The 22,723-nt window shown below is 41.1% G+C and carries 20 protein-coding genes; 1 reads left to right on the top strand and 19 read right to left on the bottom strand.

Annotation, left to right across the window (positions count from 1 at the left end; translation table 11 throughout):
- Positions 1-45 precede the first annotated feature (45 nt).
- The 6 genes from HNQ80_RS01175 to HNQ80_RS01150 all read right to left on the bottom strand — a co-directional run bounded on the left by HNQ80_RS01175 (position 46) and on the right by HNQ80_RS01150 (position 6,155).
- Complete coding sequence (locus HNQ80_RS01175; protein ID WP_184307307.1) at positions 46-1,722, bottom strand: LolA family protein; 1,677 nt, start codon at positions 1,720-1,722, stop codon at positions 46-48.
- A 15-nt stretch (positions 1,723-1,737) separates the two neighbouring features.
- Positions 1,738-2,274, bottom strand: coding sequence for an RNA polymerase sigma factor (locus HNQ80_RS01170; protein WP_184307305.1), 537 nt, complete (start codon positions 2,272-2,274; stop codon positions 1,738-1,740).
- 271 nt (positions 2,275-2,545) lie between these two features.
- The gene (gene citX, locus HNQ80_RS01165) at positions 2,546-3,061 is read right to left on the bottom strand and encodes a citrate lyase holo-[acyl-carrier protein] synthase (RefSeq protein WP_184307303.1); all 516 of its coding nucleotides are present in this window, start codon (positions 3,059-3,061) and stop codon (positions 2,546-2,548) included.
- Positions 3,048-4,031, bottom strand: a complete 984-nt coding sequence (gene citG / locus HNQ80_RS01160) for a triphosphoribosyl-dephospho-CoA synthase CitG (protein WP_243182870.1) — start codon at positions 4,029-4,031, stop codon at positions 3,048-3,050. The genes citX and citG overlap by 14 nt, the downstream gene beginning before the upstream one ends.
- Before the next feature lie 13 nt (positions 4,032-4,044).
- The gene (citC, locus tag HNQ80_RS01155; protein ID WP_184307299.1) at positions 4,045-5,073 is read right to left on the bottom strand and encodes a [citrate (pro-3S)-lyase] ligase; all 1,029 of its coding nucleotides are present in this window, start codon (positions 5,071-5,073) and stop codon (positions 4,045-4,047) included.
- 38 nt (positions 5,074-5,111) lie between these two features.
- The gene (locus HNQ80_RS01150; RefSeq protein WP_207726806.1) at positions 5,112-6,155 is read right to left on the bottom strand and encodes an AbrB family transcriptional regulator; all 1,044 of its coding nucleotides are present in this window, start codon (positions 6,153-6,155) and stop codon (positions 5,112-5,114) included.
- Positions 6,156-6,310: 155 nt separating this feature from the next.
- Between HNQ80_RS01150 and HNQ80_RS01145 the strand changes: the two genes are divergently transcribed.
- Complete coding sequence (locus HNQ80_RS01145; protein WP_184307297.1) at positions 6,311-7,249, top strand: LysR family transcriptional regulator; 939 nt, start codon at positions 6,311-6,313, stop codon at positions 7,247-7,249.
- Between the two features lie 118 nt (positions 7,250-7,367).
- Here the strand turns inward: HNQ80_RS01145 and HNQ80_RS01140 are convergent, their stop codons facing one another.
- The 13 genes from HNQ80_RS01140 to HNQ80_RS01080 all read right to left on the bottom strand — a co-directional run bounded on the left by HNQ80_RS01140 (position 7,368) and on the right by HNQ80_RS01080 (position 22,703).
- Positions 7,368-8,864, bottom strand: coding sequence for a tripartite tricarboxylate transporter permease (locus HNQ80_RS01140; RefSeq protein WP_184307295.1), 1,497 nt, complete (start codon positions 8,862-8,864; stop codon positions 7,368-7,370).
- Between the two features lie 19 nt (positions 8,865-8,883).
- Positions 8,884-9,387, bottom strand: coding sequence for a tripartite tricarboxylate transporter TctB family protein (locus tag HNQ80_RS01135; protein ID WP_184307293.1), 504 nt, complete (start codon positions 9,385-9,387; stop codon positions 8,884-8,886).
- An 86-nt stretch (positions 9,388-9,473) separates the two neighbouring features.
- A complete protein-coding gene (locus tag HNQ80_RS01130) occupies positions 9,474-10,478 on the bottom strand; it encodes a Bug family tripartite tricarboxylate transporter substrate binding protein (protein ID WP_184307291.1) in 1,005 nt (334 codons plus the stop codon).
- Between the two features lie 118 nt (positions 10,479-10,596).
- The gene (locus HNQ80_RS01125) at positions 10,597-12,897 is read right to left on the bottom strand and encodes a hydratase (protein ID WP_184307289.1); all 2,301 of its coding nucleotides are present in this window, start codon (positions 12,895-12,897) and stop codon (positions 10,597-10,599) included.
- Positions 12,898-12,922: 25 nt separating this feature from the next.
- Positions 12,923-14,470 (bottom strand): citrate lyase subunit alpha, encoded by a 1,548-nt coding sequence (gene citF, locus HNQ80_RS01120; protein WP_184307287.1) that lies wholly within the window; start codon positions 14,468-14,470, stop codon positions 12,923-12,925.
- A 13-nt stretch (positions 14,471-14,483) separates the two neighbouring features.
- On the bottom strand, positions 14,484-15,380 hold the full coding sequence (gene citE, locus HNQ80_RS01115; protein WP_330602708.1) for a citrate (pro-3S)-lyase subunit beta: 897 nt from the start codon (positions 15,378-15,380) through the stop codon (positions 14,484-14,486).
- 2 nt (positions 15,381-15,382) lie between these two features.
- Entirely contained in the window at positions 15,383-15,670 is a 288-nt protein-coding gene (gene citD / locus HNQ80_RS01110; protein ID WP_184307285.1) for a citrate lyase acyl carrier protein, read from the bottom strand.
- A gap of 226 nt (positions 15,671-15,896) precedes the next feature.
- The gene (locus HNQ80_RS01105; RefSeq protein WP_184307283.1) at positions 15,897-16,661 is read right to left on the bottom strand and encodes an acyl-CoA dehydratase activase; all 765 of its coding nucleotides are present in this window, start codon (positions 16,659-16,661) and stop codon (positions 15,897-15,899) included.
- A 26-nt stretch (positions 16,662-16,687) separates the two neighbouring features.
- Positions 16,688-17,875 (bottom strand): double-cubane-cluster-containing anaerobic reductase, encoded by a 1,188-nt coding sequence (locus tag HNQ80_RS01100; RefSeq protein ID WP_184307281.1) that lies wholly within the window; start codon positions 17,873-17,875, stop codon positions 16,688-16,690.
- Between the two features lie 276 nt (positions 17,876-18,151).
- The gene (locus HNQ80_RS01095) at positions 18,152-19,375 is read right to left on the bottom strand and encodes a serine hydroxymethyltransferase (RefSeq protein WP_184307279.1); all 1,224 of its coding nucleotides are present in this window, start codon (positions 19,373-19,375) and stop codon (positions 18,152-18,154) included.
- A gap of 31 nt (positions 19,376-19,406) precedes the next feature.
- On the bottom strand, positions 19,407-19,604 hold the full coding sequence (gene thiS, locus HNQ80_RS01090) for a sulfur carrier protein ThiS (RefSeq protein ID WP_184307277.1): 198 nt from the start codon (positions 19,602-19,604) through the stop codon (positions 19,407-19,409).
- A gap of 15 nt (positions 19,605-19,619) precedes the next feature.
- Positions 19,620-21,539: an aldehyde ferredoxin oxidoreductase family protein gene (locus HNQ80_RS01085; RefSeq protein ID WP_184307275.1), complete on the bottom strand. Its 1,920-nt coding sequence runs from the start codon at positions 21,537-21,539 to the stop codon at positions 19,620-19,622.
- An 84-nt stretch (positions 21,540-21,623) separates the two neighbouring features.
- A complete protein-coding gene (locus tag HNQ80_RS01080) occupies positions 21,624-22,703 on the bottom strand; it encodes a TRAP transporter substrate-binding protein (RefSeq protein ID WP_184307273.1) in 1,080 nt (359 codons plus the stop codon).
- Positions 22,704-22,723: the final 20 nt, after the last annotated feature.

The following is a 22,723-nucleotide window of genomic DNA, read 5'->3' as shown; positions in this document are numbered from 1 at the left end:
TAATTTAAAAAAGTTTCATATCCTGCCTCATTTTTTAGAAAGGTCCTATCTTTCATCCACAGGATCATACCCCACCACAGTCCATATTCCTGTTGCGTCTTGTCTTATCAAACGTTTCAGATATACCCTCCTTATAGGTGTGTTATCTCCACTGATCTCTACAATTGTCTCTTTGCCTGTGTTTTGAATAACTTTTAATGCCTCTTCTTTGATTGGATATTCGCCTTGAATGCCTTCAGGTGAAATTTTCAAGCTCACAAAGACTTGAGCGACAAAAGCAGGATCAAGTTTCCAAGGCGAGTGACCGCCATCAACACTTTTTTGTTCATTCTCTTCAATTTCGAAATCCATGGGAACTTCTATTTGTGGCTTCATAGATGCCTTCTCCCCATCTGAAGGTATCTCAACTGTACCATCTGTTAAGCCCTTGATAAATACAACCATTTCTTCTAATGATACATTTCCTGCCACTGCATATTCAAAACCGTCCTGTTGCCAGCGGATAGCACTTATATCCGTTACACCAGCATAAGGTCCACCACCACCAAGTATCCCAATCCCTTCTTGTATCGGTGATTGTATTTCAGCAGTACTATTCCCAATCTTTCCTATCATAGCAGTTGAGGCAGGTTTAAACCCATTGATAGATTTATTTTGCAGAAGTACAACCCTTTTTGATTGATCCTTTGTCACATAATTTAATTTCACTGTTTTCGTATTTGTCTCTACGGTGATGCTATCTTCGTGATATTCTGGTGGTATATTTTCTGGTACTCGAGGTACAAATTCCACAATTTCCTGAGCTTCTACCAGATTGGTTACAATCTGTTCTGGCTTTGTGTTGATTTCTTTAAAACCACTGGGAAGATTATACGCAATCAGTTCTGCAGGTATATCCTCTCGAAGATCCATCTTCGTATAAGTAACTCTATACTGCAGTCCATTTTGCATTGCGCTTTCCTTTTGTAACGGCAGGTTGGTTTCTTTATCTACCCATATCCGATAAGCTGCACCTCCCTTAGGTACTACCTCTAGGATAGAAGCTTTTCTTCCTGCAATGATTTCTTCTCCAACAACTTTCGCTTCCAAGGCATTCTTTACGTCCTCTACTTCTTTTCCCAACTCAAAAGTGAATCGGTATGGATCAGGAAAAGCAGAGAAAACATATACTTCCTTTTCCTCGGGTCGGAGCTGCCATTTTTTCTGACTGTTATTTACTGTGATTAAACCTTTTTGAGCACCTTCCAACGCTTTCACATAATAGCTGCCTTCTTTGTCTGCCCATACTTCCACTTTGACTTGGGTAAATTCACTCCCCTCCCCATTGATCTCTACAATTTCCATGAATCCATGATATGCTTGTATTTCCTGAAAGGCCTGTTCCATGGCATAGACAATATTCGTCCTTCCAAAGGGAAGCATGGCATTCAGCATCACAACTATGATAAACACTGCAGCAACAGCTGCTGCACCCATAAACCATGGCCGCCTCGGTTTTACTATTAAAGTCTTATGAGATAATCGACGCTTCACTGCACTAGGAAGTTTATTGGCATAATCGCTATTGGGAAAGGCAGGTTCCTTTAAACTGCGTATCAATCTCACCGTGTCAAAAAGTTCCTCTAATTCTGGTGAGCCCACTATATTCTCATGTTCTTTCGGCTTCCTCTCTGCATTCAACTGATCAATATAATCAGATAAAATCTTCTCTTTATCTTCCATCTATTTGGCCTCCTTTCACTGGTCATTATCATTTAGTATTTTGGCAAGAGCTTGTAAGGCCCTATATTGTAATACACGAATGGTTCCTTCTTTTTTGTTCATTATTCTTGCAGCCTCATCTACGGAATAGCCTTTGATAATCCTCAGCTCAACAACAACACGCTGTTCTTCATTTAACCTGTTTAATGCGTTTTCTATCAGCATACGTTGTGCAAAATTCTCTGTAGGATCTTTTAATGCGGTTGCCTCTGGATTTACATTTTCAAAATTGACATCTATCCCTTCACGTTTCTTTTTCCGCCACTTATCCCTTAAAACATTCAACGAAACCGTTCTTAAAAAGCCAATATATTTATCCAGCCGAATATTATTTTTTTGCAGATGGGAGAGGGCTTTCACATAAGTCTCCTGTGTAATATCCTCTGCTTCTTCACGGTTTTGCACTTTGAAATAGACAAAGCGGTATAGGGCTCCCCAGGTAGTGGAACATATTTCTTCAATAGACTTTAAATCACCCTCCTGTGCTTTCTCCAGTTTTTCTTTCTCAAACATATCGGTTAACACCTTCTTTCCTGGCCAGAATGTTTTCAATAATAATAACGATGAAATAATAGTAAACGTTACATGAAAATATTCCCTTCTACAAAATAATCGATGCTCATAGTTTACCCAATGTGTCATCATTAAGCATTGATGAACTCCCATAGTATGCCTTAAACATATATTCTAAAGCTTCCAATAGATAAACTCCTATAAAATATCAATAGCATCTACCCTATGGATAGATGCTATGAAATACTAAACCCGTTTAAAAAATATCATATTAGCCAAAATATATGGTTGCCATAGAATTTATTTTCTCTAGAAGTTCAACTATAGAGTGATTCTGTTCCCTACGGCAGATATGGACATTTTTGCTGCAAAGCAGGCATGTTCTTTCACTATAGCCAACGTCTATTCGACTAATCTGCTTACATTGATCGTTAAAGACATCAAAATCAAAAAGCCTTCCCAATGCATGGGTAGCTTCTAAGTTGACGGTGAGATGCTTTAGCCCAATAGCATCCGCATTGACGCATATGTAGCCCTCCGGACCTGTTTCTGTGAATTTGACTTCATGATACAATATAGCCGCTCGGTCCTTTATGGTATTTAGAAGTTCGATCATACCTGCATGATGGATTTCACGAAACAGTTCGCTGTCTTTTTGTGAACCAGGTATATTCAGCGTAAAGGAAACAAGACTAGAATGATATCTCTTGATTAATCTGCTTTGATAAATCGCTCTTTGCTCTCTGCTTTCAAGTATTTTTAATAACGCATCATTATTTGTTATCATTTATATTCATCCTTTTTAAGTCCTTTTCCCAATATTTAACCTCATTTGATGAAAACTGTTGTTCTGATAGAAATAACATAATGGTCACCGCCAGCAGATCTGCTGAGCCCCCAGGGCTTATATTTCTACTTATAAATTCTCTATCTAACGATGTAATATAATCCATGCCTTCCTTTGTAAATGCACCACCTAATTGTAAGGCTATCTCTGCATTTTGCTTCACATATTCAAGGGTTCCGTGATCATGCCTTCCCAGCACATTGCTATCCTCAGTCTTACTCATGAGATGGATCAAAACATGTACGAAAGCATTGTTAAGATCTTCATTTTGGGTTGCGTATTTCCTCATCACAGGCAATCCATACTTCATAACTGTTTGAAATCCTGACGCTACCTCGCCACGAATGCCTTTTATGTTATATTTTTCAAATAGTCTCTCTCCATAAGTTTGTTCACTTTTCTTCGATGCTGCATCCAATTCCTTACATAAGCCGACAGCTATCTGCTGGACGCGTTTACAAATCTCAGGGGCATCGGATTTGTATTCTTTTTCTTCTGTGTATAAAGAGCCCATAGCCGCTGCAATAATCCCCAGAGAAAACACTAATCCTTTATGGGTATTCACCCCATTGGTCGCTGCGAACATTTTTTTCTCTCCTTCTATTCCGAAGGGTCGAATGCGTTCCAGCAAAACTCGATAATTTTCCGAAGTAAAGTTTATTCCTTCTAAAGTACAATGATAAAATGTATCGAATAAGACAGCACTGCTAGACATAAATGTCAAAAAATCCATATCTCGATGAGCGCCGGAATTCGCCCTGTCTACAAGCCCTGGTTTCGGTGTAGCTGACACTTCATAGAGCATGGATTTTATAGCTGTCTCAGCAATTTTTAGGCAAAAATCATTTTTTCCCATACCCACATCCTCTTTCATAAAACTTTTATCCATCTTGAAGAAATTATTATTCATCAGACATGAAAATTTACGCATCTTCGCAATAGCCCACACCACCTATAATACTGCGGATGACTGGCACAGCTGCATCTGAAAGTAAATATTCAAAAGTAACATCTGGCACCAATTTTCTTATCTCATCCAGTTTATTTGCAGCCAGAAGTCTCCTAACATAAGAGGCACTAATCACCTGATCACCATAGGTAATACGTTCGACCTCAATGACCTGAATACCTCCTGGAGTAAGACGTTCTTTCATCGTTTGATTATATATTGCTGTAACAGGTGAAAATGGCTCTGTTCCTACATAACGTTTCGTCACCCCAAGGGCTGGTGCAATATGTTCTAGAAATATCTCCACATCTATAGCGCAATGGGCTGCCGCAAGGTCCCTATCCCTGGTAAAATAGGATGGAAATGTCATCGATGAAACGATGTAGCGGTTGCCAGGTATAACCACAACATTTGACAAATGGGCAGTGCCTTTCTTAATCATTTCAAATCTAGCTTGAAATGGAAAAGCGGACAAGTCCTCTTCAACGACAAGTACATACACCTTTCTATCTCTGGCTGCCGCCGTTTCAATGAGTGATAAGTGGCCTAGCGTGAAGGGATTGCAGTTCATCACGATTGCCGAGGATTCCCCTGGATCATCATCTGTGATACTCGCAAGTTTTTGTATGTAATCTTTAATGCCAGGTGCTCCCCATTCGAGAAGGGCAGTGTAAGGTTTGGCTATCGCAACAATATTGAATCCCATCGAAACAAACTTGTCTGTATTGGTTGGCTTGGTGAAGAGATACAAAGCTGTTATTCCATGAATCACTGCGTAGTTCATCAAATGTGTAAGCACTTTTGCAGATAAATCCTCCCCTTGATACCTCGGTGAAACTGCCAGGCCCTGTATCATATCACCTGACAAGGAACCTGTGGCGATAATCTGGTTACCATAAAACAAACCCATACTATAGGTTACGTTGTGTGGTATCGTTAAGCCGCACTCCAGGAACAACGCTGTTGCCTCCTCAATACAGCGTAGCCTACGCTCTGTTATCACTTTTTCTCACCTGCCTTAATTATTATTTTACTGTTACTTTACCCAACAATTTTCACGATCATATGAACAATCTGAGGAAAAATAGATACGACCACGATCATTCGAATGACTTGTAAAACAATAACATCTGCACTTTCCACACCGATGTCAGAAGCAATCAAAGCCATATCTGATGCACCAGCGGGTGTGGCTATTAACATGGCTTCCTTCATTGGCATATTAAACTTCTTGTGCAAAAATAATCCAATGATAATGCACGCCAATGAATATCCTGAAATAAGTATGATTGCAGGTATAACAAGAAATTTCATTTCCAAAATATCAGCATATTGTACGTTGCAGCCGATATAGGCGCCAGCGAGGACCTGGGCAAAACGTCTCACCCATCTTGGCATCCATGCTTTACCCGTCAAAAGTTTTAGCGTAATAACGCTAATCATTGATAAGATCAATGTGCCTGCCGTAATCCCTATACTTTTTCCAAGGAATCCAAAAGCGGATGCCACAATAATGGTCATACCAAATGATTGCATATCCTTTGTGCTGGATGCAACTCTTTCATAGGCTTCCTCTTTGTCTGCTTTGCCATCACCCTGGTCCCTAGCAATCCTAGCAATTGCTGCTGGGAAAACACCTATTCCTGTCACCAATCTAAGAAACTGCATCACCGCTACCTTAGATGCATCTGCCCCCATATCTCCACTAATGATCGGAATGTCGCTCATCCCACCAGGAACTGCACACATCAATGCGGTTACCGAATCTAGGGGACTGAATTGATATATCAGAAGTCCTGAAACAATGTTGAGTATCATCATGCCTGAAATCAGAACAATAGCTGGCTTAAAGATAAATTTAAGCCGCATCAAATCACTCTTTTCTACCCCAATACCAATAAAAGCTCCAGCAATTACTTGTGCTGCTATTCTGCCCATCGTTGGCATATAAGCTATTCCCGTTGTAATATTGAATGTAGAGACTGCCACAATACTACCTACCATCATTCCTCCTGGAATTTTTAACCTTGTAAAGAGATAGCCAAAAAAAGCACCAATCATGATTGTCATCAGAAAACTATACATTAAATACCACCCTCTTGCGAATTGATCCTTGCATGGCAGCATCTTTGCTTGAATTGACAAGTAGAGATGACACATTATATAATGAATTAACACGTTAAAGACCCTTAATTTCAGCGAAGCAAGCGCATTAAGACACTAAGGGAGGTCGAACTCATTTGATACCTAAAGAGCTGGTTTATATTACCACAGTGGCTGCATACGGTAACATTTCGAAAGCGGCAGAGCGTTTATTCATTGCCCAATCTTCATTAAGCAGGTGTATTCTTAAATTAGAAAGCGATCTCGGTATAGAACTATTTAAGCGTACTTCCGAAGGTTTGAAACCAACATTTGCAGGTGAATACTATATTAAAAATGCAAATAAGATCATTCAGCTCTATAAAGAGCTTGAAATCGAATTTTCAAATATTAATGATATGAATATAGGAAAACTTGTAGTGGGAACGACCACTCACCTGGGCTCCTTTGTTCTTCCCAAACTATTAGCTACTTTCACCAATCGATTTCCTAAAATCGAACTATCCATTGTGGAAAGCGTGTCCACTGAAATAGAAGACGAAATTCTTAAGGGAAGAATTGATGTCGGTATTCTACACTCTCCGATTAATAACCCGGGAATAAAATTTAACGTTGTTCATGAAGAGAAATTTCTCCTGGCTGTTCCTCCTAATGACCCTATTAATGAACATGCTTATTATAAAAATGACAAGCAGGGACCCTATATCGATATACAGCTTACGGCTAACCGTCCCTATATCTTGACCCATACAAGTCAACGGACGAGACAGGTTACTACCAAAATCCTAGAGAATGCAAATATCAATGTAAAAACCCAGTATCTAACCAAAAGTATCCAAACCGCATCTCGCCTCGTTAGAGATAATCTGGGCTTTACCCTCGTTCCCCACAGCTATTGCGAACTTTTTGGCTCTACATATTCCCCAAATTACTATTTTATTGAAGAGAAGTATGCGCCTTCATGGGAGTTAATCATCGCGTATTCAAAGGATATTCCCTTATCTAGAGCTTCAAAAGAGTTCTATAAAATTTCCCTTGAAATCATTCCTCAATTATACAATTTCTCAAATGATTGATTGATAAGATGTAACTGAAAGGGTTACATCTTTTTTGGTATGTTTATAGAAAAACCGCGGCGTATCTTCCGCCAGCGGCCTCTATAAACGATCTGCATACTGAAAGGGATCATACTGCCTATGCAGTTGCTTTCTGTTTCGCTTTAATCATGCCGCTGATGGTCGGATAGATCAGCATGACAGCACAGGCCAACAATAAAGTTGCCGTGATAGGTTTTGAAATAACTGTCATTATATCTCCATTTTCAAGGGAGATCGCTCTTCTTAAATTAGATTCCGTCATGCCCCCTAGAACAAGTCCAAGAACTAAGGCAGCAGAGGAAAATTTAAATTTAGAGAATGCAAATCCTAGTATGCCCGCGATTGCCATAAGCATAACATCTCCAGTGCTGTTTTGAAGGGCAAAGCTGCCGATAGTTGCAAACAACACAATAGCAGGTCCTAAGATACTATAGGGCACCTTGAGGATTTTACTAAATATTTTTGCAATACCCATGGCGATGATAACCATGATGATATTTGTGACAATCATAGAAGAGAATACGCTGGATAGAAAATCTGGCTGTGTTTTAACAAGCAGCGGTCCAACCTGAACTCCTTTTAACACAAGGGCTGACATCATGATAGCTGCTGCATTTCCTCCTGGAATACCAAGGGCTAACAGTGGAACCATGGATCCACCTGTCGCTGCATTATTTGCTGTCTCTGAGGCTGCAATCCCTTCAATAGCTCCATGCCCAAACTTCTCAGGCGTTTTGGATACTTTTACTTCTGTTGTATAGCTTAAGAAAGAGGCGATAGTAGCACCAGCCCCTGGCAAAATACCAACAAGGGTACCAATGATAGAAGAACGAATAATCGTCCACTTAATTGTCCATGCTTCTTTAAAAGTCAAAAGATCTGTTTTAACCTTAGAACCTGAACCTGTATCAACAAGCTTCGAAGGTTTATCTGTCTGCTTTAATACCTCTGTGATCGCAAACATGCCAATCATCACCGGGATCATTTCTATACCGCTTAGTAAAGTAGAATTACCCCATGTGAATCGAGGGATTGCTAATAATGGATCCATGCCGATCGTCGCAAGGAAAAGTCCTATCAGTCCAGAAATAAGGGTTTTAATGATATTATCACTATCTAGAGCTGTCAATACGCTAAGTCCTAAAAAAGATACGGCAAAAAGCTCTGCAGGTCCAAATTTCAGTGCTACATTTGCCAGCTGTGGCGCTAATAAAAACATGGCAATAGACGCCACAACACCACCTATTGCAGAACAAACAAGGGATGTTCCAAGGGCTTTACCTGCCTTGCCTTGCAACGCCATGGGATAGCCGTCAAAGGTGGTTGGTGCACTGGAGGGTGTTCCTGGAATCTTAAAAAGAATAGCTGTGATACCACCTCCCGTGATGGATGCACAGTAAACAGCCACGAGGAAAGCAATGGCAATAATGGGACTCATAGCATAGGCGAAGGGCATCGCCAAGGCTACTGCCATAGACGCACTTACGCCTGGCATTGCACCAAATATAACACCTAAGACAGTACCGGCACAGATAAGAAAAAAGGTCGAAGGCGTAAACACAATCTGAAAACCTGAAATTAACATGTCGGCCATAATTCACACTCCTTATCTGTTAGAATGATTCTAGCATTAGCGCAAAGTCTCTAAGAATACCATAACCTCTAGGGAGCATAATGCTAAGTCCCCTAGCGAACAAAAAGTATATTCCAAAAGTTGTCACAAATGCGCTGCTTGCAAGCACTTTCATTCGTTTTTCGCCAATTAATCGGGCATAAAGCATGAAGAAAATATAGGTACTAAGGATAAAACCTGCTGCTTCAAGAGAAAAAGCATAAGCGAGAATGATTGCCATTCCTATGAATAGCTTGTTTTTTAAAACAGACTGAAGCTTTATGTTCTTAAGCTGATCTGCGCCACGCTTCTCAGCGGGAGTTGATCGATAGATTTTATACATATTCACTATAATTAAAACAATAAGTGCACCCAGAATAAGCTGCGGCCACTGCTCTGCACCTAACTCAGTAGGAGCAGAAACCGGCATAGTTGCTCCAATATAATAATAGCAGTAACCAAACAGGATCAATAAGGCAGCATTAAATAATAGTTCCAGTATCAAGGATAATCAACCCTCTTTCCTTATAATCTAAGGTTTCAGGGCAGCCCATACTGCCCTGAATCTATGCACACTTTTTTTATACTGTACTACTTGTTGTATTTGTTAAATAGTTCTGTGAGTGTTTCGTTTTGCTCTGTCCAGATTGCTTGGAAGTCAGCGGCATTTGCATAACCTGCTCTTTGATCAAGGGCAACAGTTTTCATCCATTCTTGGAACTCAGCGCTTGCATGTGCTTTTGCAGCAGCTGCTTCAAATGCTTTGATTGCTGCCTCTGGCGTTCCTTGTTTTGCAAAAATACCTCTCATCGGCCCAAGATAGGATTCAATACCTTTTTCTCCTGTAGCTTCAACATCTGGAATCATAGGAAGTCTTTTTTCAGAAGCAACAATAATTGGTCTCATATCTCCTGAATCTACCAACCCTTTCACCTCAGCAGGTCCAACCGTTGCAAGGTCTACGTGTCCACCAATAATTGCGGCATTGAGTTCCGCACCATTGTTGAAAGCTACAAGTGGGACATCTACCCCTGCTTTCTCAAAGGTTTCTCTTACTGTAAAGGCATCTACTCCCGTAATCGTCATAACACCACACTTAACTTTTCCAGGATTTGCTTTGATGTATTCAACTAGCTCATCAAAGTTTGTATAAGGCGCTTTAGAAGAAGCAACAATAACATTTGTATCATGCACTAATTTTGTTACAGGTATAAACTCTTTATAAATATCAACGGATGAAAGCTTTTGCATGTTAACCAAAAGTAACGACTGGGTTCCAAGCATATACGTATATCCATCGGCTGGCTGCTTTGCTGAATATTCGACACCCTTAACGCCACCGCCACCTTCTACGTTATTGACAACAACTGGAACGCCAATTTCCTTTTCAAGTGCGGAGGCAAAGGCTCTAAGGGTAGAATCCGCACCGCCACCTGCGCCCCATGGACAAACAAGCTCAATTTTTCTTTCAAATTTAAATTCATCTTCTGCGGAACCCTCAGTCTTGCTAGCTGCTGGTGCTTTTGGCGCACATCCCATTAACGCAAGTGAGAGCACTAAGAACAAACTCATGAACAGTACAAATCTTTTTTTCATTTTTCTTTCCTCCCTTTTTTTATTTATTCAGAATGTGATTTGGTCCTGGCTTTCATTGTCAGTGAAGCCATTGCAAAACAGCATTCAATAAATACACCCTCAATACTTACAATTAGCATTATGCGTGATCCTCACGATAATAGTTAATCAGACATCCCTTTAAAAGGATTTGTCTTTCATCCGCCGTCAAGTCTCCAAGGATTAATTCCATTGCTTGAATTGTATCCCCAATCACATATGCCTTGATCGTTGCTTTCTCTGATTCAATAGCTTCTCGAATATTGGGAATATAGATATAATCTCCATTCTTAAAGTTTAGGGCACTCTCAAGGATAAAGGGCAGCATACCCCAGTTGATAAGATTAGATCTGTAGCGCTTCGTCGCATATTCCCTTGCAATGTTGGCCCAACCGCCCAGTACCTTTTGTGAAGATGCTGCTTGCTCTCGTGCTGAACCATCCCCTGGTTTATTTGCATAAATGGTGCTACCGATCCCAATCTCCTGGGGAGTAATCGATGACTTACCCTCTATTTGGGCAATGCTCCGATAAATCTCTCTTAAGTCTTCACATGCATCAGCAGGATTGTTTGCCTCCCGTCTCATTTTTTCATAGTGATATACCACTTTTGCCTTACCTACATAGGAAGGATCTTTTCTTGAAAGAGTAAATTCTGCCAGTCTAAGAGGATTAGAGCGATAGGATGAGGTCTCTCCCGAAGGAATAAGTTCATCTGTCGTTGTAACCGGATCTGTTAGAAAAGAAACTACCTTTAAAAGAAGATGCTCTGTTAAAGCAGGGAATGTCGGCCAATCAGCAATATTGGGACCTAAGCTTAGCTCTATGCTGCGATCTGCCTTGCCAAAACCATTGTAAACCCGCTTCCTATATACTTCGCTGCTAAACTGATACGCCGGTTTCGTATATTCCACATCAATCTCTGTGGCTGAAGTAAGCCTTCCCCCATTGATAGCCGTTGCCGCTATGGATCTGGCATCCATCAGTGCCACAGATGCGATTTGACCATTTGATGGCACTGAACCCTCACGATTTGGAAAGTTACGGGTCGTATGACGAATAGATAGTCCTTTATTGGCTGGAACATCCCCAGCACCAAAACAAGGGCCACAAAATGCGGATCGTATGATAACGCCTGCATTCATCAATTTTTCAATGGCGCCATTTCTTACTAGATTGATATATGTAGGCTGGCTTGACGGATACACACTCATAGAGAAGGTGTCATTACCTGTTGAATATCCTGACATAATATCCGCCACATCGACGATGTTGTCATAGGTTCCACCAGCACAACCAGCTACAATACCTTGCTCCACATAAATGCTGCCATTTCTGACTTTACTCGTCAGATCGAGCTTAATATGGGGATTATCAAGCAGCTGAATTGCCTCCTGCTCCACGTGTTTAAGAATGTCCATAGGATTGGCGTTGAGTTCTTCAATCGTATACGTATTGCTAGGATGAAAGGGCAACGCAATCATCGGCTTTATTTTAGAGAGATCGACATAAATCAGACCATCATAGTAGGCAACCTCAGCCGGATCAAGCTTTTCATAGGCCTCTGGCCTTCCATGGGCTGAAAAATAATCCTTGACCTTTTCATCGGTACACCAAATTGAAGAAAGACAGGTGGTTTCGGTGGTCATTACATCGATTCCGTTTCGATATTCTACAGATAAACCCTCAATACCATCTCCTACAAATTCCATGATTTTGTTATTCACATAACCGTTTTTAAAGACTGTACCGATAATACTAAGGGCAATATCCTGGGGCCCGACACCCTTTTTCGGTGTACCGGTCAGATATACTGCAACCACCTCTGGACGCTTGAGGTCATAAGTCCTGTTCAGGATTTGCTTTGCCAGTTCACCACCGCCCTCGCCAATGGCTATGGTACCCAGAGCGCCGTAGCGTGTATGACTATCGGAACCTAAGATCATACTGCCACATCTGCTCATCATTTCCCTCATATACTGATGAATAACAGCTAGATGGGCAGGCACATAAATACCACCATATTTCTTCGCAGCAGAAAGGGCAAACATATGGTCATCTTCATTGATGGTTCCCCCTACAGCACATAAGCTGTTATGACAATTTGTGAGAACATAAGGAACTGGAAACTTCTCAAGTCCACTTGCTCTCGCAGTCTGAATAATGCCAACATAGGTGATGTCATGGGATGCTAACGCGTCAAACTTAATTCTCAATTTATCCATGCTGCCGGAGATATTGTGTTGTTCTAAGATAGAATAGGCCATTGTACCTTGGCGTGCCTGCTCTTTCGTCATTTCCCTGCCTACCTTGCTCAGTAGTGCAACGTGGGCATCGCCGCTGTCCTCAATGATTTCTCTACCGTTAACCAAATACACGCCTGTATCATAAAGCTTAATCATTTTTCCTACCTCCTTTATCGCCCGTTTATCTTGATACTTTCCGAATCAAATCGATAACACTACCATCGCGGTAACTGACAACACCGACAATTTTATCGTCGTATCGAATAGGCTTGGGTTTACCTACAATCTTCTCAGCTTTTTCCTTCAATGCTTCAATGGTAAAAACCTGAATGCCTGCGCTTTTTAGATTCTCGATCAAGTCAGTCCGTAAGGGATTGACTGCAACCCCATGGTCCGTTACAATCACATCTACAGTACTTCCCGGGGTGACAATCGTATTCACACGATCCAAGATCGTTGGAATTCTTCCTCTGATCAGTGGTGCCACGATAATACTTAAACGGGCCCCTGCTGCTGTATCTGGATGACCTCCGATTGCGCCTCGAATCACCCCATCAGACCCTGTTAGAACGTTCACGTTATAGTTAACATCTACTTCTAGTGCGCTGAGTACAACAATATCCAGTTGATCCACCGCGGCCCCTTCAACGCCAGGTCCTGCATAATAATGGGCATCGATCTGCTGATGGAACGCATTCCTCTGGATACTCTCAATCGCGCCAAGATCAAAACTTTGTACATCAAGAAGTTTATGAATCAACCCTTCTTCATGAAGCTTGACAATCTGTCCCGTAATGCCGCCTAAAGCAAAACTCGCTTTAATATTCTTTTTCAGCATTTTATCCCTAAGAAACCGAGTCACTGCCAGAGATGCCCCACCGGTTCCCGTTTGAAATGAAAATCCATCTTCAAAATAACCCGACGCTTCGATGACATCTGCAGCATTCTGGGCAATCAGCAGTTCTCGAGGATTGGTACTATATCGTGTGGCGCCCGATGCAATTCCTTTTGGATCACCAATGGCCTCGACTTCTACAATATAGTCAACGTTGGTTTGCGGTATGGCACAAGGCGTATTTGGAAATGGTACGATGTTGTTCGTCAGCAGAATAACTTTTTTTGCATACTGGGCATCCACCATGGCGTATCCAAGGGCACCACAGGCGGCATCATTATTGCCTTCTCTGCTAAAGCCATTGGCATTTCCGAAAATATCACTGGATGCCACCCCTAGAAAGGCCACATCAATGGTAAGTTCTCCCGAGGCAATGGAATAAGCGCGTCCGCCATGGGATCGGAACAATACAGGTACCTCCATTAATCCGTTTGAAATAGCGTTAGCCAGCTCACCGCGAATACCACTTGTCTCAATTCTATAAATGGTATCGTTTTCAATATGCTCAATCATAGGCACATGTATATCTGTAAGGGAGCTGGCCGCCACTGTCAGATTCTTCAGTCCCATTTTTGCGATTACTTCGAGTACCATATTGACGATATAATCCCCATTCCTGAAGTGATGGTGAAATGAAATGGTCATCCCATCTGTCAATCCCGATTGACGGATAGCCTCTTCAAGATCCTTCATCACCTTGCTCTTTTTTATCCCATAGTCCTTTAACCCTTCTTTTTCATAGGGCGTTCCACTATGACGCTTTCCGTCGAAGGCTTTCAATGTCCCTACACCTTCTATGTATTTTGGTATATCAACATCTAATATGTTCATCATCTCCATGTCCCTCCTAAGACCTTCTGTAGCCGCCTGCGACCCCAGCGAGTTTAAGCGTACGAAGGGCTCTATCTACCACTGGTTTATCCACCATTTTGCCATTAAGACTGATGACGCCAAGACCTTTTTCTTCTGCCTCCTTGATTGCTTCAAGGACCCTTTCCGCAAAATCAATTTCTGCAGAAGTTGGGGTAAAAATCTCAATAACCGGTGCTATTTGCCTTGGATTAATAACGGATTTTCCATCAAAGCCCAACTGCTTTATCAATTCGACCTCCTTGCGAAAGCCTTCTTCATTGTTAACATCAGAATAAACCGTATCTAGAGCGGCGATGCCTGCTGCCCTAGCTGCAAACAACAGCATGCTACGTGCTGTAAAAAGTTCTGTGCCTTCCGGTGATCTACTTGTCTTTAGATCCGTTACAAAATCCTCAGCGCCAATAGCCATTCCCACCAATCGAGGGCTTGCTGTAGCGATTGCATATGCGTTGATAATTCCCAGACCACTTTCGATGGCTGCCATTATTCCAACACTGCCTTTTTCTATCCCATATTTCTCTTCAAATTCAGTAATCACCCTATCAACAGCCATAACATCCTGTGCCGTTTCCGCTTTAGGTAGTCTAATAATGTCAGCTCCAGCTTTGACCATCGCTTCAATATCCGCTCTACCAAATGGCGTATCCAACGGATTGACTCTGACAACCTTTTCCACCTCTCCAAAGTCAATGGTCCTTAAGGCATGATAAACGAGAAATCGTGCTGCATCCTTCTCAGCAAGCTTAACCGAATCTTCCAAATCAAACATGATGGAATCTGGACCATAGATATGAGGATCACACATCATGCTGGGATTATTACCTGGAATAAACATCATTGTTCTTCTAAGCCTATCCTTCTTCACTGCCACGATCACTCACTCCAATCATATTCTACAGACTCTGCTGCGCGATATGCCGCCGCCAATACCCTTGCTCGAATGGTACAATCAAGGGCGCCTCTATCATTGGCTGCAACTTTCACATTTATTAACCCAATAGATTCTAATGTTTGTTTTATCACACTGAGAATCTGGTCTCCATACTGGTGGATTACTGAACTTTTAAGATCTATCTCAATCCCATGATCTCCCTTTTCAATCAACACAAAGATATCGCTTGATTCCATTGTGCCTGCACTGGAAATTTTTTTGATTTCCACGTCAGTCCCTCCTTTCTATATGAAAACAAGCTTTATTAGGCTCTCACCAATGGCAAATACTTACAACCCCACTTTGATTTCTAGTATATTTCTTTTTTTAGCAAATAGCCAATGCCTATTCGTCATAGGATCTATACCAAAAAAGCATATGAAAATTCTGAAAAAAAACAGGAAAAGAGAGACGAACATAAAAGTTCGTCTCTCCTTTTTACATTATATCCATAGATTATTCTTCGTAGCCGATTACAGCCGCACCAATTGCACCCAAAAATTGTGATACATCCGATGAAATGATTTCTGTTCCTATCCTTTTACTTAAAAGTTCCTTCAATAAAGGACTTTTCGACACTCCACCCGAAAAGAAAACCTTGTCTGCTGTGCCTACCTTGCCAATAAGGGAATAGGTCTTTTTACATACAGATTCTAACAAACCAGCGGCAATACTCTCCTTTGATGCCCCATTGGCCATAAGGCTGATTACCTCAGATTCTGCAAACACTGTGCACATGCTATTTACATTTTGTGGAGAAGCATCTTTGCCAATATAAGATAGTTCACTGACATCCATCTCTAATGCGTGGGCCATTACCTGCAAAAATCTTCCGGTCCCTGCTGCACATTTATCATTCATAATAAAATCTACTACATTTCCCTTTGCATCTAGCTTAATCACCTTGCTGTCCTGCCCGCCGATATCAATCACCGTTCGAATGCCAGAATCAATAAAATGAGCCCCTCTGCCATGACAAGTTATCTCCGTTACCTTTTTATCGATAAAGGGTAAGGCTATTCTCCCATATCCTGTGCCGACAATTTTTTTGATTTGATGTTTCTCGATTTGAGCAATTTTTAAAAGCTGATCAAAAAGGGTGGCTCCAGATTCCCTAGGACTCCATCCTGTAGGAATTATTTCCTTGGCAATAATATTTTGTCCGTCGAATACCGCGGCCTTGGCTGCCACAGACCCCACATCGATTCCAATACTAAACATCTCTTTTCTCCCTCTGTAAGTTTCACTTATTCCTGGGTTACAGCCACCGCATCCTGTACACCTTTTCCTTGTTCGATTGTTTCTAAGAATGCTTCTACCCTTACCTTGATTTGTCCTTCATCAGAGTCCGAATAATCCGTTTCTATTTGAAGGAATGAAAGATTCAATACATCCTTCACAAAATTCTTTACGGTAAAGGATTCGATATTATATGTATGACAAGCCTGCCATGTTAAATCTACGACACCATCTACTTGGTATTCCTTTGCTAATCTTTCAATCAAGTCAAGTCTGCCGCTGTTTGGTGTCATACAGGAGCATGGTGTAGATAAGTATTTTTCGGCCAGAGCCACAATCGGCTCCTTCTCTTCGTCAACCAGTACATCTAAACCTTTGTATCCTGTACAATTTTCTAACGCTACGACACTGGCACCGGATTCTTCTAGGATTTTCAACACTTTTTCCGAGCCACTGCCGATAGGACATCCTGTCAATAAGATCCGTGGTGCTTTTTCATCAAAGGCATAAATTCCTTTTTCCATTTGTCCCTCTACTTCTTCAATTAGCTTCTCAATAAGCTCAATACCTGCTTCTCTATCCACATTAAAGCCTTTCAGCCATTGGGCCAGCATCATATCCATACCAGTCATAGGGGCTGGCTTATGGGCATTCAGTTGATGCAGTCTTCTCATGGCTTTTCTCTCTCTATTCACCAATTGAATGGCATCTCTTAATTTTTCATCCGTGATTTCTACTCCAAATTGTTTTTCCAAGAAGTTTTTGAAATGAACCATTTCCTTTTTCCAGAATTCTAAAGCTTCTTCTCCCTGGGAAGTTTGAGGTAAATTCATGACATGCATTGGCTTTATTTTTCCCATCAACTCATACATCTTCTTTTTCCCGTCGCAGGTTGTTTCTGCCAGCAGTACATCGGAAAAATAGAAGTATGGACATTTGTCGGTGATGGCAAAGCCATAGCTTGACTTGATCAATGGGCATAGATTCCTAGGCAACTCTTTTTCCGCAAATTCAATGGGTTCCTGTTTCGTCCCGCAAAGAGTAACTGAGATGGCATCAGCCGCCAAAGCAATTTCTTGAGGTGAGAATACACAATACATACCCACTACTTTTTTTCCTGCCTCACTGGCTTCCTTGATTTTAACTGAGTTAATTCCCCTTAAAGCTTCTACCTGTTCCATAATTGCTGGTCTCATTTACAATTCCCCCTTAGCATACTGAATTACATTCTCTTCCAGTTTATCAGCCATTGACGACGGAGACAATCATTCTCAACCATTTCATTCATTGAAAATATTAATAGATCAGTGGCTTTATATAGACCATTCTTTAGTTTCTGTTAAAATGTAATGAAGACTATGAAATCTGACAAAATAAAGGGATGTCGTAGCATACCAATAAAGGTGCCACGATATCCCTTCGCATTTTGCTTAAAATTTTTTATCAGCAGATAACTCTATTCATTTACCTTCTCAAAATGAAAATTCACATCCATTGTATTGCTTGCTGAAGCATTCGACTTCTTCTGCTACCTTCTCAGGCTCCTCTTTGTCGATCAGAATCCTTTTGATAAAGCTTGCAATTTCTCTCATTTCTTCTTCTTTCATCCCTCTTCGCGTAACCTCAGGTGTACCGATTCTTATTTCAGGGCTGTTTCCTGAGAAGTCATCAGAACATAATATTTTTGCTTTTTCCAAATGCTTTGCTGGCGCCATGTCAATATGAGCCCCTACATCAACCAATAGTAAATGGCTTTCTGTATAACCTCTTCTTTTCCCTAAGACATTAAAGCCATGGTCATCTAGGGCTTTCGCCAATGCCTTTGAATTTTTTACAATCTGTTCCCCATATGCTTCACCAAATTCTTTCATTTCCAATATGGATGTTGCCAAAGCAGGAAGACGATTTAAATGGTGACTTGTCACCAAAGAAGGTGAAAGGGTGTTCCCTACTTTTTCTATTAGGGCTGCATTGTTGGATACAACAAATCCACCTTGGGGTCCCGGAAAGGATTTATGGGTACTACCGAACATAATATCCACCCCTTCCTCCAATGGATTTGGAAACACACCTGAAGCAATTAACCCTGTGACATGGGACGCATCGTAGGCCAATAGAATACCTTCACGATCAGCAATCTCCTTTATCTGGCGAATAGGTTCAGGAAATAATGTACCAGAGCCTCCAAATATAATTAATTTCGGTTTCTTTGCCAGGACTTGCTTTTTTAATTTTTCAACATCTACAGCCCTGTCTTCATCAAATTCCATATATGCTACATTGATGGTTTCATCAAACTGCCTTACCTGGCACATGGGACCAACCAAGCCATGTCCCCAATCTTTTAGACTTACTTCGATCACAAGATCTCCAGGTTCCAATAGTGCAAGCACAACAGACATTCCAGCCATATGCCCACCGATGGGCCGCAAATCCACATGCTTTGCTTTGAATATTTCTTTTACGAGCTCATGGGTAGCCATTTCAAATTCATGAATATACTGATTCCCCGTATATTCTCGTTCTTCAGGATTTTCTGTAGCATAACAACCATATCGGTTGCCGAAATCACAGCCTAAATAACTACGCACCTTTTCACTGGCATAGTTTTCAGAAGCGATTAAATTCAAGCATCCTTCTCTGTAATGCATATGTTTTTCTAATAAATGGTCGATATCTTTTGGGGTCTTAAACATTATAATGTCCTCCTCTAGCTCGATAATCAATTTAGCCGCCACCTAGAAGTCTTATGATTTTAATTTTATCTCCCTCATTTAATGGGTAATGGTCATATTCTCTCATTAATAACTGCCTGCCATTAATAAATATCGCTACAGATTTAGAAAATTGAATATGTTGTAAAAGCATGCTGATTGTATAGCCATCGGGAATAGAGAGCATCTTGTTATTCACATTTACTTCCAAGACCTTCCCCCCTATTTAGTAAGCAAGACTTTCAACTTGATCTTTCTCCAGCAACCAGCCTAATGATAGCTTTCTTAACGTAGACTCCGTAGGATTTCCAGTTTCTTTGTCCCATCCTGCCAATTCATAATACAGTTCTTTAGCTTTTTCAAAGTCTTCCTTATCAACACATATGCCTTTCGATGGCCCATCCTTAAATGGTTCAAATATCCTTTGAGGGAGTCGGTCATCTTCTTTTGTGAATCCTTCTCTAGCATTAAAATATCTCATCATATTGATCCGTCTTTCTCCTACCAGCATGAGTTCATAGATAGATGTATCCCATCCCAGTCCATATTTGCATAAGTCCACCATATCATCTGGTCCGTATAATTCCCATGCAGGTCCCCATACAAACTGGCATAAACAAAGGGTATCCAAAATTGAAAAGAACTTTTGACTATCGAATGCAAATCTAACTTTCTCGTCATCTATTACAGATGGGTTATCATATCCCTTCCAAACCCCAATTTGAGCCAATCGTCTTCTTTCTCTGCTATCAGGTGGCATCATCAAGAATACATCATGCTCACTGGATTGGTGATCCGCTCCAAAAGGATTCACGGCATAGATTAGACCTACAGCAGGTTTAAACTGAGGCATATGGGCTGGCAGCTCCTGTCCTTTTACGGACATGCTCAATGGAATTGCTTCTTTTCCAATTCTTTGTGCAGCCCTATAGCTGCCCTCCGCCAATAGATCTCCAACCCCTTCCCTTTTCGCAATTTTTTCAACCAAAGCAGTCATTGCCTCATGATTGCCAAAGTTTAAAATCAAACCATCGGTATCTTTATCGTTAATGAGCCCCTTTTCATAGCATTCCATGGCAAAGGATATGGTTGCGCCACAGGATATGGTATCGAGACCATACATATTACAAAGCTGGTTTGCGAAAGCTACAGCCTCCAAGCTTGTTACTCCACAGTATGATCCCAAAGTTGCACAAGTCTCATACTCTGGCCCACCGTAAAGGGGATCTACTACCCCTGGTATTTCCACAACTCTTTTACATCTAACAGCACATGCATAGCAAGTATCCCGTTCTTTCAAGATGCTTTCATACATGGTCATCCCTGTAATATTATTTGCCCCTTCAGGAAAATAGCCTGTGGTCCAGTTTTTCGTAGGTAAAAATCCCTCTTGATGGAAACCTTCCAAGTCTCCATCCGTTCCATATTTCCCTAATCCAGCCACCGTTTCGTTTTCCCTCAATCTTTCCGCTACACTCTTCGCTAATCCTTGGAACCTTTCACGGTCAAAGGCCTGAGCAGCCTTACCTTTCTTTACAACCACTGCCTTTAAATTTTTAGATCCCATGACAGCGCCCATCCCATTTCTTCCATTGGCTCTATTGCACATATTGATAATACATGCATATTTCACAAGATTTTCTCCAGCAGGGCCTATTTGAGCAATCTCAACCTCTTTGTCTCCAATTTCTCCTCGAATGATTTCTTCTGCTTCACCGGTCACTTTCCCCCAAAGATTTTTTGCATCCTTAAGTTCAGCCTTGTCTCCTTCTATGTACAGATATAGGGGTTTTTCTGCTTTTCCTCGGAATACAATGGCATCCCATCCATTCGCCTTTAAATGTGCTGGAAAAAAACCCCCTGCTTGGCTGTCTCCCATGGTCCCCGTCAAAGGACTTTTGGCAGTGACATTCAATCTGCTGATGCCGCTAATGGGTAAGCCTGTCATGGCAGATACGGAAAATATCAGCATGTTTTCAGGTGATAGGGGATCAATACCTGGTTCCATTTCCTGTATCGCAAGATAGAGCCCCAATGTTGAACCACCTGGATAAAGCCTATATATCTCCCCGGCCAAAACTCTTGTTGTGATTTCCTTATTGGATAGGTCTACATCCAAAATTTTCGCATCTGGAAATAGATTCATATCTTATCCTCCTTTTACACTCTCCCGCACTTGAAAATATCACAAGGGAAATTTCTTTCCCTTGTACCAAGCTGTTTTTCAATGTTATTTTGACTCTATGGCCTTTACCTCTGCGATCAACGTATCTAAAATTTCTTTACTATGGGGTCCTACCATCTTCACATATTTATCATATGCTGTCTTGCTCGCTTCTCTAAAGGCTTCTCTTTCTTCAGCAGTTAGCTCAACGATACTGATTTCACTTTTTTCCTTAATCTTATCTAAAGCTTTTCCGTTAAGATCTGCTTGAATTTCAAAGGAATAATCTCTAATTTCATCTACAGTCTCAAGGATCATATCTTGTATGTCCTTCGGTAGAGAATTGAAAAAGTCTGGATTTACAGCTGTTGTTGTTACATATAGATTTGAGTTGGCCAGTGTTAAATTTTTCTGCACTTCATAGAATTTCATTTCTTCTATTGCAAACAATGGATTCTCCTGACCTTCAATCATGTTTAATTGCAAGCCGCTGTAAACTTCCATATATGGAACAGGCGTCGGATTTGCTCCATAGGCCTCGTAGGCTGCAACGATCATCGGAGAAGGCATTGTTCTCATTTTGAAGCCTTTCCATTGGGCTGGCGTATTGACAGGCTTGCCGGATGTCCATTGCATAGCTCCTTCTGTCCAGTACGCTAACACTTTGATATTCTTTTCTAAATACTTATTGGATAGCATTTCGTTGAGGGCTTTACTTGTCTTAAAAATCTCTGCATTTTTATCCATATCGTCTGTGAATAGGAAGTGAAGTGAGAACAATTGATTTTCTGGAACAATCGTACCCGTATTGCCTGGGGATACGATACCAAATTCTATCCCACCATTTTGCAACAATTCACACTGCTGCGTAGCATCACCAATTTGTCCTACAGGGTAAATTTCGATATTAATTCTTCCATCTGATTTCTTTTCAATGATTTCTTTGAATTTTTTTACATATAAGTCTTGCACGCTCCCATCAATTTCTTCATGGGCAAATCTCCATGTATAGGTTTCTTGCGGTTTCGTATCTGCTCCATTTTCCTGGCCCCCTGGATTTTCAACAGCAGTCGGTTTAGGTCCACATCCTACAGCTAATGACATCATTAAAACCATAATCAGCATCATTGAAACGATCTTTCTCATTGTAATCCCCCTCATTTTTT

Source organism: Anaerosolibacter carboniphilus (genome assembly GCF_014205875.1).
GTDB lineage: Bacteria > Bacillota > Clostridia > Peptostreptococcales > Thermotaleaceae > Anaerosolibacter > Anaerosolibacter carboniphilus.
Note: the sequence above shows the minus strand (reverse complement) of the source record. Positions and strands in the feature narration are given on the sequence as shown.